Source organism: Vibrio kasasachensis (genome assembly GCF_050337565.1).
In the GTDB taxonomy this organism is placed as follows: Bacteria; Pseudomonadota; Gammaproteobacteria; order Enterobacterales; family Vibrionaceae; genus Vibrio; species Vibrio kasasachensis.
The window spans coordinates 1-13,333 of sequence record NZ_JAKJTB010000025.1 but is presented as its reverse complement, the minus strand read 5'-3'; the positions used below and the strand labels follow the sequence as shown (position 1 = coordinate 13,333).

The window sequence follows — 13,333 nt, the reverse complement described above, 5'->3', positions numbered from 1 at the left end:
AGAACGCCTTAGAGGAAGAATGGACTCGGTTGGAATAATGCCTCAACATCAGGCACATACTTCTTATCAACCAAGAACATTACTACGTGGTCATCTTGTTCTATTACTGTGCGGTCGTGAGCAATAAGTACTTCATCACCACGTACAATAGCACCAATGGTTGTACCGGGTGGCAATCGAATATCTCCAATGGCACGACCAACGACTTTCGACGTCGTTTCATCACCATGAGCAATAGCCTCGATAGCCTCTGCAGCCCCGCGACGGAGTGAAGAAACGTTGACGATATCGGCGCGACGAACGTGAGTCAGCAGGGCTGAAATAGTTGCTTGTTGTGGGGATATTGCAACATCAATGACTCCGCCTTGCACCAAGTCTACATACGCACCGCGTTGAATGAGTACCATCACTTTTTTTGCACCCATGCGTTTAGCTAGCATAGCAGACATGATATTGGTTTCATCTTCGTTGGTCAGAGCGATGAAAACATCTACTTGGTCGATATTTTCTTCTGCCAGTAGCTCTTGATCGGCGGCATCACCGCAAAATACGATGGTGTTTTCCAGCTCTTCAGAAAGGCGTTCTGCCCGTTGGTAGTTGCGCTCGATCAGCTTTACGCTGTAATTCTGCTCTAAACGTTTTGCTAGGCTGGCACCGATGTTACCACCACCTACGATCATAATACGACGGTAAGGTTTTTCTAGGCGTTGCAGTTCACTCATTACAGAGCGGATATGGTTACTTGCCGCAACAAAGAAGACTTCGTCATCGGCTTCAATAATGGTGGTACCTTGTGGACGAATTGGGCGACCTTGACGGAAGATCGCTGCTACACGCGTATCGATATGTGGCATATGCTCACGCAGTGCAGATAATGCATTACCCACCAGAGGACCACCATAATAAGCTTTAACCGCTACTAGGCTGACTTTTTGCTCGGCAAAGCTAACGACTTGTAATGCGCCTGGGTATTGAATGAGGCGCTCTATGTAGCTGGTTACGAGTTCTTCTGGAGCGATAAGATGGTCAACAGGTACGGCACCTGATTGGAATAACGCTTCTTTTTCAGCTAAGTATTGAGGAGAGCGAATACGAGCAATACGATTTGGTGTGTTAAAAAGGGAGAAGGCAACTTGGCAAGCCGCCATATTAGTCTCGTCGGTGTTAGTTACTGCGACAAGCATGTCAGCATCTTGTGCACCAGCTTCTCGCAGTACATCAGGGTGGCTAGCATGTCCATTGATAACACGTAAATCATATTTATCTTGAAGTTCACGCAGGCGATCGCCATTTTTATCTACGATGGTGATGTCGTTGTTTTCACCAACAAGGTTTTCTGCCAACGTACCGCCAACCTGACCTGCGCCAAGAATGATGATTTTCATATTCTTATCTCATGTTGTTACTGATATACCCAAAATCTGATATTGATTGGCGAATAAAGTAAACGCCATATCTTTGGGTAAAGAGCATATTCCAATATATTGAAAAAAAATTGAAACTTACAAAGAGTAAGTTTCAATTTTATGACAAAGCTAGGCTTTCTTTGTCATTACCGCGTAGTAGAAGCCATCCATATCATCTTCACCTGGTAAAATCTGACGGCCTGGGTTGTCGATCTCTGAGTCTTGTAGTTGCGCATCTTTGGTGCGCTCAAGGAAGGCGATCACTTGTAGTTTGTTCTCTTGCGGTGTGATAGAGCAAGTTGCGTAAACTAACGTACCGCCTGGTTTAAGCTGTTGCCACATTGCCGTAAGAATTTCACTTTGAAGCTCAGCTAATGCCTCAATGTCAGTTGCACGACGTAGCCATTTGATGTCAGGGTGACGACGAATAACACCTGTTGCTGAACAAGGAGCATCAAGTAGGATGCGATCAAATTGCTCACCTTGCCACCACTCTTGTGGGTAACGTGCGTCACCACAAATTACATCTGCTCTCAGTTGTAAACGATCTAGGTTGTCATAAACACGATTTAGTCGGGTAGGATCGCTATCAATTGCCACCACTTCGGTATCACGAGTGTGTTCCAAGATATGTGCCGTTTTACCACCTGGAGCGGCACAGCAATCTAAAATGAGTTCACCATCTTTAGGCGTAAGATAATCAATAGACAACTGAGCTGCGGCGTCTTGTACTGATACCCAGCCTTTATCAAAGCCTGGCAGTAGGGTGACATCACAAGGAGCGTCTAATTTAATAGCATCTGCCGCGTACGCATGAACACTACATGAAATATCGGCTTCTTCCATTAATGCTAGATACTCATCACGAGTGTGGTGTTGTCGGTTTACGCGCAACCACATTGGAGCCTTGCTGTTGTTAGCTTCTACAATGTTCTCCCATTGTTCTGGATAGCTTTCTTGCAGCATCTTAAGCAACCAGCTTGGGTGACCATATTTGCCAGCGTTGTGGCTTACGGCAAACGCGTCAAGTTCCTCTTGATTACGAAGGTAGTTACGTAGTACCGCATTGATTAAGCCACGTAGGCTTGGACCGCGTAATGTTTCTGTCCCTTCAACTGTTTCTGCAACAGCTGCGTGAGCAGGAATGCGCATAAAGCTTAGCTGATAAATACCGACCAATATTAAATGGTGAAATACACGTTTCTTTCCCTTTAGAGGGTTTTCCATTAGCTCATTAGTAATTGATTCAAGACGAGGAAGATAGCGCAGTGCGCCATAACAGATCTCTTGAAGCAGAGCGTGATCGCGTGGGCGAATTGTTTTTTGAGCAGCAGGAAGAGCGTGTGACAGTGACTGACCTTTGTCTACCACTTGAAATAGGACGTTTGCAGCAGCAGCGCGAACATTCATGGAGAATACCTTAAATTAAATGGGAGCATCTCTGCCCCCTAAAATGTACTAACAGTAATAACGACTGCGATTACGCGTATGTAATGGTTAAGCTTATTTGTTGATTAGCTGAGTAGGCTACCAACTTCGAACCAAGACGCACGTGAGTTCAGAATATCTTGGACGGACATGGCTTTTTTGCCCGGTACTTGCAGTTGCTCCAGTACCAGTACACCGTTTCCTGTCGCAACATAGATACCCGTTTTATCCGCTTGAATAATGGTACCTGCTGGTGCATCGCTGGTTTGATCTGCCACATGACTTTGCCACACTTTGATGCTGTTTTCAGCGACGTCAAAGTGACTCATTGGCCATGGATTAAATGCGCGAACACAGCGTTCAATGTGTGTTGCTTCGTCATTCCAATCGATACGAGCTTCTTCTTTACTGAGTTTTTTTGCGTAGTTCGCTAGTTCGTCATCTTGCTTGATGGGAACAGCAGTACCTGCAGCAATGTTATTCAGACATTCAACTAACGCGACGGGACCAAGCTCTGCCAGTTTGGCATACATTGAGGTACTAGTGTCGTTTGCTTCGATTGGCAAAGTCGCCACTTTTAGCATGTCGCCAGTATCAAGACCGATATCCATCTGCATAATGGTGACGCCAGTTTCTGTATCGCCCGCCCAAATTGAGCGTTGAATTGGGGCTGCGCCGCGCCAACGAGGCAGGATTGAACCGTGTACATTAATGCACCCTAGTTTTGGTGTATCGAGTACCACTTGAGGCAATAGCAAACCGTAAGCGACGACGACCATGATGTCAGCATTCAATTCAGCAAGTTCTTGCTTGGCTTCGTCTGACTTAAAGTTTTCTGGTTGAAAAACTGGGACGTTGTACTCAAGTGCTAGGTTCTTAACGGCACTTGCTGTCAGTTTTTTACCACGACCTGCAGGGCGGTCAGGGTTAGTGTATGCAGCAATAACTTCGTGCTCCGAAGACAACAACGCCGCCAAGTGAAGGGCGGCGAAGTCCGGAGTACCTGCAAATACAATACGTAAAGGTTTGCTCAAGGTAGCTTCCTTCTGAGTTACTGTTTCTCGTTAAAACGCTTGATCTTAGTGAGTTTGTCTTGGATGCGCTTACGCTTTAATGGCGATAAGTAATCGACAAACAGTTTACCTTCTAAGTGATCAAGTTCGTGCTGAACACAAATAGCCAATAGATCATCTGCTTCAAACGCAAATGCTTCACCATCACGATTTAGCGCTTTAACAGAGACTTCTGCTGCGCGTGGCACAAGAGCGCGAGCGCCCGGAACAGAAAGACAACCTTCTTCAATGCCATCTTCGCCACGTTTTTCGGTGATTTCAGGGTTAATAAGCACCATAGGCTCATTGCGAGTTTCTGAAATATCGATAACCACGATACGTTGATGAACATCTACTTGCGTTGCAGCAAGACCGATACCTTCTTCGTCATACATGGTTTCAATCATGTCATCGACGATTTTTTGAATCTCAGGAGTCACTGCTTCCACGGGCTTTGCCACGGTGCGAAGGCGATCATCTGGGAATGTTAATACTTGTAATACAGACATATACACTCGAAATATTGATTTGTGCCGAATCGAGATAAACCTCGTTGGCTCAATTCTAGACATTTTATACTTCAAATGACAGCATCAATACGCTTTTTGACGTGCTTTTCTGTCGATAAAGTGACCGCCTTTCTTATCTGGTTTTCCGAAAAATGAACATCAGGATTGAGTTATGTATCAGATATTGTCGAAATCATGGATCGCACTGTTTGTATTTGTTTTACCACTCATTTCTTTTGCTAGTACTTCCGTTACCATCAAACCGATGATCCAGTTGAGCCCTAAAGTTAGGGTGTTGGAGCAACAAACTTCGACTGCGACTCAAGATTCACTATCACTGCCTTATTTAGAATTCCCACGCTTGTTGACGGCAAAGCAATTACAACGGGCGGCGCGCGTATTGGGTGCTAACCATGGTAAACAGTATCTTACTGATGATGAGTTACTGTTTATTAGTGGTAAGCAACGACAATTGAGCTGGGGAATATTTCATCTAAGCCAAACTTATACTCGTGATGAATACCAAGTTGTGGTGCTTAAACAAGTTGCCTGGGCTGAGTTAAAGTTGAGTAACAAACAGATGTCGGGCTTGCAAGTGACTAAGCAGTTACAAGAAATCTTGGTTGACGATATCGCTTTGCCGGTATTGAAAGACGATAGATCGCCATTGAATTTACGTTTCTATCCGCAATCATCACCGCCACAAAGTGTGGTTACTATTTTGGGGGGAATAGAAGATGCTCAGTATGCTGCGCATAATCAGGTAGTTGTGATTGATCGAGGTACGCGTGATGACCTAGCGCAAGGTCATGTCTTTGAACTTTATCAAAAAGGTAGCCAAGTGCTCCCTGCAGATCGTGGCTCCCAAATGGTTCAGCAGGCTTTAGATAATGATTTTCAGTTTCCGGACTCTCGTGTCGGGCGTTTGATGGTTATTCAATCTTATGAGCACTTTAGCTTAGCGTTGATTACGGAAAGTCGGCAGCCAATTGGGCGCGATACGTTAGTTAAATCGGCGGTGATAGCAAAATGACGATTGAATCACTAACAGCTTGGTTAACACTCTATTTTACTCCAAGGCTGGGAGCTAAAGGCTTGCAAAAGCTACTGAGTAAAGCAGATCCAGAGCAAATCGTGCAGTGGGATCCCGTGCGATTGCAAGCGGTCGGGTTAAGTACCACTCAAGTGAATTTTATTCATCAGCCGAATAAAGCCTATATAGAGCAGTGTCTTGAATGGAAAGCCACTTCATCACTGCATCACATTATTACGTTGCAAGATAGCGCTTATCCTCCGTTGTTAAAGCAAATACCGTCCCCGCCACCAGTGTTGTTTATTAAAGGTGATTTGGCGCCGCTTAGCTTCCCGCAAATTGCCATGGTTGGCAGCCGCCATGCCAGCATTGATGGGCTTAATAGTGCCAAGTATTTTGCTGCCGCTTTGGCAGAGCAAGGCTTGGTGGTCACTAGTGGTTTAGCTTTAGGGGTTGATGGGTATGCTCATGATGGAGCGCTCAATGCGAACGGCTGTACGGTGGCAGTGTTAGGCTGTGGGTTAAAGCAAGTCTATCCGGCACGGCATAAAGGATTAGCTGATCGGATCGAACAACAAGGAGCTTTAGTTTCTGAGTTTCATCCGGCAACGTTACCTAAAGCGAGTAACTTTCCGCGTCGTAATAGGATTATTAGCGGTTTGTCTTTAGGGGTTCTGGTCATCGAAGCCACGGAAAAAAGTGGCTCTCTTATTACCGCGCGTTATGCCGCTGAGCAAGGGAGAGACGTTTTTGCATTGCCCGGTTCAATTCATTCACCTCAGGCAAGAGGATGCAACCAACTGATTAAACAAGGTGCTTGCTTAGTGCAGGGTGTAGAAGATATTTTAAATGAAATAGACAGTTTATTACGCTGGTCTGATAGTTATATACCTAGACATGAAAGCTTGGCGGAAAAAGAGCCGAAAGAACAATTGCCATTTGCCAAGCTTCTAGCTAACGTAGGAAGAAATGTGACACCTGTTGATATTTTGGCACAGAGGACCCATATCCCAGTGCAAGAAGTCATGATGCAGCTCTTAGAGCTTGAGCTTTTAGGGCATGTTGTTGCAGTTTCCGGTGGCTATATTCGTAAGGGGAGGGGCTAGCTATGATGATGGATATCCTAATGTATCTATTTGAAACTTACATCCATAGCGATGCGGAGTTACAGGTCAATCAAGATGAACTTGAAGATGAATTACTTCGAGCAGGTTTTGACCAAAAAGATATTTATAAAGCCCTTGTCTGGCTAGAAGAATTGGCAGCGTTGCAGCAAGGTGAACTTGAATCTGCTATTTCTGTCAGTGGTGCGGCGTCAACGCGTATCTACACAACTCAAGAGATGAGGCGTCTTGATCTAGAATCTCGTGGTTTTCTGATGTTTTTGGAGCAAGTCAGCGTTCTTACTACAGAAACTCGCGAAATGGTAATAGATCGAGTGATGGGTTTAGAGACAAATGACTTTGAACTTGATGATTTAAAATGGATTGTATTGATGGTGCTGTTTAACGTGCCCGGCAATGAAAATGCATACACGCTTATGGAAGAGCTGTTATACACCCATGAGCAAGGTCTTCTCCATTAAATTTTTGTAGGTATATGAGTAGTAAAATAGATCAGCAATTATTTTCTGCCCATGAACACGCTCTTGAACATCAGGTCTGTCCGAAATGTCAGACTGAGCAGCGTGAGGGGGAGTTACAGCTTCGTCATGGCAAGCATGGTCCGTTTCTAGGGTGCAGCCTTTATCCGGAATGTGATTATATTAAGCCATTACATCAAAATGATGGGCATATAATCAAAGAGTTGGGTGTACCTTGCCCACAGTGCAGCAATGAACTAGTTCTTCGCCAAGGTCGTTATGGCATGTTTATTGGCTGTAGCCATTATCCAGAGTGTCATCATATTGAATCACTTGAGCAAAACGAACCCCAACAAAATGATCAGGTTACTTGCCCTGAATGTCGAAACGGTCATTTGGTAGAGCGGAAAACTCGATTTGGTAAGTTGTTCTACGCTTGTGACAATTACCCTAAGTGCAAGTTTGCTGTTAATCAGCCACCTGTGATGGGAGAGTGCGCTATTTGTCGCTACCCTCTTTTGGTTGAAAAAACGCTGGCGAGTGGTACGAAATATCAGTGCGCAGATAGAAAATGCAATCACATTCAATCGGAATAAAAAAGCGGCGTATATCGCCGCTTTTTACTCTCTATCTGCTGATAAGGCGGCACTAATTTGTAAAATTAGTTCGAAAAGCTTTTAGCAAAATCATGTACTGCTGGAAATGCTCGCTGATCCAACACTTTTGCAAGCGCGCAAAGTCGCTTTTGTAACTCACCACGGTAATCACCACAGACATTAATGTGTCCCATTTTACGACCAGCGCGTTTCTCTTTGCCGTACCAATGGATATGGCAACCCGCCATTTCCAATATCTCGTTGGGTAAACTGTCCTCACCGAGGATGTTGATCATTGAGGTTTCACGAACCAGTTTTGTACTACCCAGTGGCAAACCACATACCGCGCGCAAGTGGTTCTCAAACTGACAGATTTCAGCACCTTGCTGCGTCCAATGTCCTGAGTTATGTACTCGTGGTGCAATTTCGTTGACCAATAGAGCACCGTCGACATCGAAAAATTCAAGCGCTAATACACCGACATAATCTAAACTTTCCGCGATAGCGGTAAACATCTGTAGTGCTTGATCTTGTAGCGCTTGATCGGCGATCGCGCTGGATAGGCTAAGTACACCATCGGTATGAACGTTTTCTGCAAGTGGGTAAACGGCAATTGAACCGTCTTTGCCTCGTGCACCAACCAATGAAACTTCACGTTGGAATGGCACGAACTCCTCCGCAACAATTGCTTGATTGTCGCTGCTGGTAAGGCATTCAGACATTTCTTGCCAAATGGTCGCTATATCTGCGGTATTCTTTAAACGCCATTGACCTTTGCCATCATAACCACCTAGAGCACTCTTCAGTACCATTGGGATACCGACTTTTTCTACCGCCAGCTCAAAATCTTCACGGGTATTGATCACCGCATAGTTTGCGTTGCGTACTTTTGCTTTGTCGAGGAGAGCCTTCTCAATGCGACGATCACCCCCAGCTTTTATTGCGTCAGTTGATGGAAGGAATTTGCCGCTTTGTTGACAGGTATCGAGAATGTCATGAGGTATATGCTCAAACTCGGCCGTGACCACATCCGCTTGAGCAATGGCGCTGCCCAAGCCTCGACCTAGCACCGTTTGAGTCAACGGATGAACAATGTTGCCACTACCAATATCATAAGCTGAAATCTTAATATTAAGTGGCGCTCCGGCAAGTGACATCATACGCGCCAGTTGCCCTGAACCTAACACCAAAACATGCATGGATTACTCCTCTGCTGGGTTTGAATTTGCCAGTACGGTTTCTGTTTGTTGAGCGCGGAATGCTTCAACTTTTGCCATCACTTCTTCATCGTGTGTGCCGATGATCTGTGCAGCTAAGATCCCCGCATTTGCTGCACCTGCTTCACCAATTGCGAGCGTGCCAACGGCGATTCCTTTTGGCATCTGTACAATCGAAAGTAGTGAATCCATACCTTTTAATGCACGAGATTGAACAGGAACCCCCAACACTGGCAAACTAGTGAAAGCCGCTGCCATTCCGGGTAGATGGGCCGCCCCGCCTGCGCCTGCAATGATGACTTTTAAGCCACGATCTTTAGCGCTAGTTGCATAGTCAGCAAGTAGTTGAGGGGTTCGGTGTGCAGAAACCACTTTGGTTTCGTAACTTACGCCAAATGTGTCGAGCATTTCTGCTGCAAGTTTCATGGTTGGCCAATCTGATTTTGAACCCATGATAATTCCGACTTTCATCTCAAACTCCTTCAAGCTGCCTATGGGGTGAGCAAGTAAATTTGACCGCATTATACGAGTATTTTCACCCCAAGCAAACGTTTGCGCGAGGGAAAAATTGAATTGATACAATTTATAAAAAAATTGCTTTAGGCTGTGCGCTTGATTGTTAGTACACTGAGAAAAAATGTTAACAGAAATTAGAAAGGAAATGTGAGTGAATAACTTTGAGCAAGCTCTGAGTGCATTACAACAAGGTGAAGTGATTGCCTACCCGACGGAAGGGGTGTTCGGTGTTGGATGCGATCCAGATAGCCCGCAAGCTATTCAAAAATTATTGATGCTTAAGCAGCGACCGGTAGAAAAAGGATTGATTCTTATTGCCGCAAGTTACCAACAGCTGCTGCCTTATATTGATGAATCTCAACTCAGCCAAGAACAGCTTGAAACCGTGAAAGCATCATGGCCAGGACCATACACTTGGATTATGCCTGCCAGTGATAGAGTCTCTCATTGGGTGTCTGGTCAGTTTGATACTATTGCGGTGCGCGTCACTGATCATCCCTTGGTGCAGAAAATGTGCTTAGCACTTGGGAAACCACTCACTTCGACCAGCGCCAACCTTTCTGGTTTCCCACCATGCTTAACCACTCAAGAAGTTCAAGCGCAGCTAGGCGATCGGCTATTGGTGATTTTACATGGTGAAACCAGTGGGCGAGATAAGCCAAGTGAAATTCGTGATGCGAAAACGCTAAAAGTGCTTAGGCAAGGATAACAAGTAAAAGGAAGCCAACATGCCAGCTGCAATTGATAAACAAGCCGTAAAGCAATTTTTAATGTCATTACAAGATGATATCTGTGCTCAGCTAGAACGTTCTGATGGAAAAACCAATTTTGAGCAAGATGCTTGGCAGCGTCAACCCGGTGAGCGTTTGGCTGGTGGCGGAAGAACACGTGTAATGACAAATGGTGCGGTGTTTGAGCAAGGCGGTGTAAATTTTTCTCATGTGAGTGGGCAAGAGATGCCAGCCTCAGCAACGGCACATCGTCCAGAGTTGGCAGGGCGTAGTTTTGAGGCTATGGGGGTTTCATTGGTTATGCATCCTCATAATCCTTACGTACCAACATCTCATGCCAATGTTCGTTTCTTTATTGCCGAAAAAGAGGGCGAAGAGCCTATTTGGTGGTTTGGAGGTGGTTTCGATCTCACACCGTTTTATCCATTTGAAGAAGATTGTACCTATTGGCACAACACGGCTAAAGAAATCTGCGGCCCATTTGGCGAAGAGGTATATAGCGAGCATAAAGCTTGGTGCGATAAATACTTTTACTTGCCGCATCGCGATGAAACTCGTGGTGTGGGTGGTTTGTTCTTTGATGACTTAAACCAATGGGAGTTCGATAAATGCTTCGCTTATATAAAAGCAGTCGGTGAAGGGTACACACAAGCGTATTTACCGATTGTTGAGCGCCGTAAAACCACTTCATATGGTGTACGTGAAAGACAATTCCAACTATACCGACGCGGGCGCTATGTTGAATTTAATTTGGTATTCGACCGAGGCACCTTGTTTGGTTTGCAAAGTGGTGGGCGCACCGAGTCGATTTTAATGTCAATGCCACCGATGGCGCGTTGGGAGTATGGTTATCAGCCTGAGCCGGGATCAGCGGAAGCAAAACTCTATGAAAACTACCTCAAACCAAGAGAGTGGTAACGCTTTCCTCCTTATATAGATAGTGATAGGGTCAATACAGACCCTATTTTGTTTTTGGTGATAAGGATATGACACAACAAATTGATCGTTATGCTGTTTTCGGTAATCCAATTGATCACAGCAAATCTCCATTTATTCATACTCTGTTTGCTCGTCAAACCAATCAATCAATGAGCTATACCGCTGAACTGGCACCCGTTGATGGCTTCAACCAAACTGCCGCCGATTTTTTTTCCCATGGTGGGCGAGGCTGCAATGTCACCGTACCTTTTAAAGAAGATGCTTATCAATTTGCCGATCGCTTAACTGAGCGAGCTGAACTGGCAGGGGCGGTCAATACACTGAAAAAGCTTGATGATGGTATTATCTTGGGAGATAACACCGATGGTGCTGGTCTAGTTCAAGATCTTCTGCAATATCAAGTGCCATTAGAAGAAGCTCGTATTCTAGTGATTGGTGCTGGTGGTGCAGCACGTGGTGTACTCAAGCCATTGCTTGATCAAAAACCGCAACAACTGATTATCACCAACCGAACATTGAGCAAAGCTCAGCAACTAGAAACGATGTTTCAGCCGTTTGGTCCAATCAAAGCGGTTGCCTTAGCAGATGTTGAAGGTCCGTTTGACGTTATCATCAATTCTACGTCGGCAAGTCTAAGTGGTGAGCTACCGGAAATATCATCTAGCGTGTTTGCTTCACATACTTGCGTGTATGACATGATGTATGGCAAAGGAAAAACAACCTTTAACCTATGGGCACTAGAACAAGGTGTCATTCAAGCATTTGATGGTTTAGGTATGCTCGTTGGGCAAGCGTCTGAGAGTTTTATGTTGTGGCGTGGATTAAGACCAGGTACAAAGCAGATCCTCCGTGAGCTTAGAAAAAATTTAGAAGGTATGTAATGAATCAGTCGATTCTCTTTCCCGATATCCAAACTTGGAATGAAGAACTTAATGCAGTGACGTTTCCGGCTCAACAGTCTGGTGCTTTAATTGAGTGCGTCGCTAGCGTGAGTTATTTAAGTCAATTGAGTGACCAAACGATTAATGGTGCTCAGCAAGCCCTTGATGTATTCGATCAGAATCGATTTGAAATAGAAGAGCAGGCTGAGCAACTAATAGAAGATGAAGAGTATAACGCTCAAGGAATGATAGAGCTTATCGCGTGATATCTGCTACTTGATGTAAGTAGTCTTCTTTATTCTGTACGTAATTAGCTGCGGACTGCAGTAAAAAGGCACGCTCTTTATCATTTAAAGGACGTGCTTGTTTGACTGGGCTACCAACATAGAGGTAACCACTTTCTAGTACTTTCCCTGGCGGAACTAAACTTCCTGCGCCAATCATTACTTCTTCTTCTATTATTACACCGTCAAGAACGATCGCGCCCATTCCGACTAAAACACGATCTTTGATAATGCAGCCATGCAGCATGACCTTATGACCGACAGTCACATCATTACCAATGATAAGCGGATACCCCTCAGGGTTTTGTTGGTTTTTATGCGTAACATGCAAAACAGAGCCATCTTGAACGTTAGAGCGTTTGCCGATGTATATGTGGTTAACATCACCACGCGCGGCAACTAAAGGCCAAATACTAGAATCATCGCCAATAGTAATTTCGCCAACCAATACAGAACTGCTATCTATATAGACGCGTTCGCCAATGGATGGGGCAATACCCTTGTAGCTACGTAATGAAGACATTGTTACTCCTTAATTGATGTTTTCCGCCTAATATAGCCTTGCTTTTGCCAAGAAGAGTTTAAGAAATAGGCGTTAGTGATTAGAAAATACCCAAACGATAGAAAAATCAAAAAAAAGAACAAAAAGGGCTTGCCAATGTGATGTCGATCTCTATAATGCGACCTCACTGACACGGCAACGATTCGAAAGAGTCCAGAGCAGAGTCAGTAAGGTTTTTTAGCCAAGCAAATTGCTTGAAAAAAGTTTGAAAAAAGTGGTTGACACTAAACTTGAAATCGCTAAAATGACCGCCTCTTCCGAAGTGATGTGAGTCACAAAGAAGAACGCTCTTTAACAATATAAACCTATCAATCTGTGTGGGCACTCGTTGATGATAATCCAATAAGTTATTGCTTAGGCAATGACTGTTTCTTCGGAAACACATTGGGTTCAATGAACTGAGTGACCAATACGAATAGCTACTTTCTCTTGTAGAAAGGAATTATTTGGCACAGTCAATTCATTATCATTCTGTTGGAATGATAATAGCTTTAGAATTACATGTTTATCTTCGGATAAATATTAGTTTTGAAGTCAGTATTCATTGAGCCGAAAAAACTTTAAATTGAAGAGTTTGATCATGGCTCAGATTGAACG

At 44.5% G+C, this 13,333-nt stretch carries 15 protein-coding genes; 8 read left to right on the top strand and 7 right to left on the bottom strand.

From position 1 onward, the window contains the following. Positions 1 to 8: 8 nt before the first annotated feature. The 4 genes from trkA to def all read right to left on the bottom strand — a co-directional run bounded on the left by trkA (position 9) and on the right by def (position 4,395). Positions 9 to 1,385, bottom strand: coding sequence for a Trk system potassium transporter TrkA (gene trkA / locus L4C38_RS18660; RefSeq protein ID WP_428799061.1), 1,377 nt, complete (start codon positions 1,383 to 1,385; stop codon positions 9 to 11). Between the two features lie 150 nt (positions 1,386 to 1,535). After that, positions 1,536 to 2,816 (bottom strand): 16S rRNA (cytosine(967)-C(5))-methyltransferase RsmB, encoded by a 1,281-nt coding sequence (rsmB, locus tag L4C38_RS18655; RefSeq protein ID WP_428799060.1) that lies wholly within the window; start codon positions 2,814 to 2,816, stop codon positions 1,536 to 1,538. A gap of 104 nt (positions 2,817 to 2,920) precedes the next feature. Then, entirely contained in the window at positions 2,921 to 3,868 is a 948-nt protein-coding gene (gene fmt, locus L4C38_RS18650) for a methionyl-tRNA formyltransferase (protein ID WP_428799059.1), read from the bottom strand. 17 nt (positions 3,869 to 3,885) lie between these two features. After that, positions 3,886 to 4,395, bottom strand: a complete 510-nt coding sequence (gene def, locus L4C38_RS18645; protein WP_428799058.1) for a peptide deformylase — start codon at positions 4,393 to 4,395, stop codon at positions 3,886 to 3,888. 172 nt (positions 4,396 to 4,567) lie between these two features. Here def and L4C38_RS18640 point away from each other — a divergent pair, with 172 nt between their 5' ends. From L4C38_RS18640 to L4C38_RS18625, 4 genes are read left to right on the top strand one after another with little or no spacing between them, the layout of a single operon-like run. Next, positions 4,568 to 5,428: a LysM peptidoglycan-binding domain-containing protein gene (locus L4C38_RS18640; protein ID WP_428799057.1), complete on the top strand. Its 861-nt coding sequence runs from the start codon at positions 4,568 to 4,570 to the stop codon at positions 5,426 to 5,428. Continuing rightward, positions 5,425 to 6,534, top strand: a complete 1,110-nt coding sequence (gene dprA, locus L4C38_RS18635) for a DNA-processing protein DprA (protein ID WP_428799056.1) — start codon at positions 5,425 to 5,427, stop codon at positions 6,532 to 6,534. The genes L4C38_RS18640 and dprA overlap by 4 nt, the downstream gene beginning before the upstream one ends. A gap of 2 nt (positions 6,535 to 6,536) precedes the next feature. Then, complete coding sequence (locus tag L4C38_RS18630; RefSeq protein WP_428799055.1) at positions 6,537 to 7,013, top strand: DUF494 family protein; 477 nt, start codon at positions 6,537 to 6,539, stop codon at positions 7,011 to 7,013. A 14-nt stretch (positions 7,014 to 7,027) separates the two neighbouring features. Further along, complete coding sequence (locus L4C38_RS18625) at positions 7,028 to 7,606, top strand: DNA topoisomerase family protein (protein ID WP_428799054.1); 579 nt, start codon at positions 7,028 to 7,030, stop codon at positions 7,604 to 7,606. A 65-nt stretch (positions 7,607 to 7,671) separates the two neighbouring features. Here L4C38_RS18625 and L4C38_RS18620 read toward each other — a convergent pair whose 3' ends face one another. Both L4C38_RS18620 and purE read right to left on the bottom strand, forming a co-directional pair. Continuing rightward, positions 7,672 to 8,805 carry a 5-(carboxyamino)imidazole ribonucleotide synthase gene (locus L4C38_RS18620; RefSeq protein ID WP_428799053.1) on the bottom strand — a complete coding sequence of 378 codons (1,134 nt, stop codon included), beginning with the start codon at positions 8,803 to 8,805 and terminating at the stop codon, positions 7,672 to 7,674. 3 nt (positions 8,806 to 8,808) lie between these two features. Beyond that, the gene (purE, locus tag L4C38_RS18615; RefSeq protein ID WP_428799052.1) at positions 8,809 to 9,294 is read right to left on the bottom strand and encodes a 5-(carboxyamino)imidazole ribonucleotide mutase; all 486 of its coding nucleotides are present in this window, start codon (positions 9,292 to 9,294) and stop codon (positions 8,809 to 8,811) included. A gap of 196 nt (positions 9,295 to 9,490) precedes the next feature. Between purE and tsaC the strand changes: the two genes are divergently transcribed. From tsaC to L4C38_RS18595, 4 genes are all read left to right on the top strand, one after another. Continuing rightward, positions 9,491 to 10,048: an L-threonylcarbamoyladenylate synthase type 1 TsaC gene (tsaC, locus tag L4C38_RS18610; RefSeq protein WP_428799051.1), complete on the top strand. Its 558-nt coding sequence runs from the start codon at positions 9,491 to 9,493 to the stop codon at positions 10,046 to 10,048. A gap of 19 nt (positions 10,049 to 10,067) precedes the next feature. After that, on the top strand, positions 10,068 to 10,988 hold the full coding sequence (hemF, locus tag L4C38_RS18605) for an oxygen-dependent coproporphyrinogen oxidase (RefSeq protein ID WP_428799050.1): 921 nt from the start codon (positions 10,068 to 10,070) through the stop codon (positions 10,986 to 10,988). Between the two features lie 68 nt (positions 10,989 to 11,056). Then, positions 11,057 to 11,890 (top strand): shikimate dehydrogenase, encoded by an 834-nt coding sequence (aroE, locus tag L4C38_RS18600; protein WP_428799049.1) that lies wholly within the window; start codon positions 11,057 to 11,059, stop codon positions 11,888 to 11,890. Continuing rightward, positions 11,890 to 12,156: a DUF1488 family protein gene (locus tag L4C38_RS18595; RefSeq protein WP_428799048.1), complete on the top strand. Its 267-nt coding sequence runs from the start codon at positions 11,890 to 11,892 to the stop codon at positions 12,154 to 12,156. The genes aroE and L4C38_RS18595 overlap by 1 nt, the downstream gene beginning before the upstream one ends. Here the strand turns inward: L4C38_RS18595 and L4C38_RS18590 are convergent. Continuing rightward, the gene (locus L4C38_RS18590) at positions 12,146 to 12,697 is read right to left on the bottom strand and encodes a gamma carbonic anhydrase family protein (protein ID WP_428799047.1); all 552 of its coding nucleotides are present in this window, start codon (positions 12,695 to 12,697) and stop codon (positions 12,146 to 12,148) included. The two genes, L4C38_RS18595 and L4C38_RS18590, sit on opposite strands and share 11 nt — an antisense overlap. Between the last annotated feature and the right edge of the window lie 636 nt (positions 12,698 to 13,333).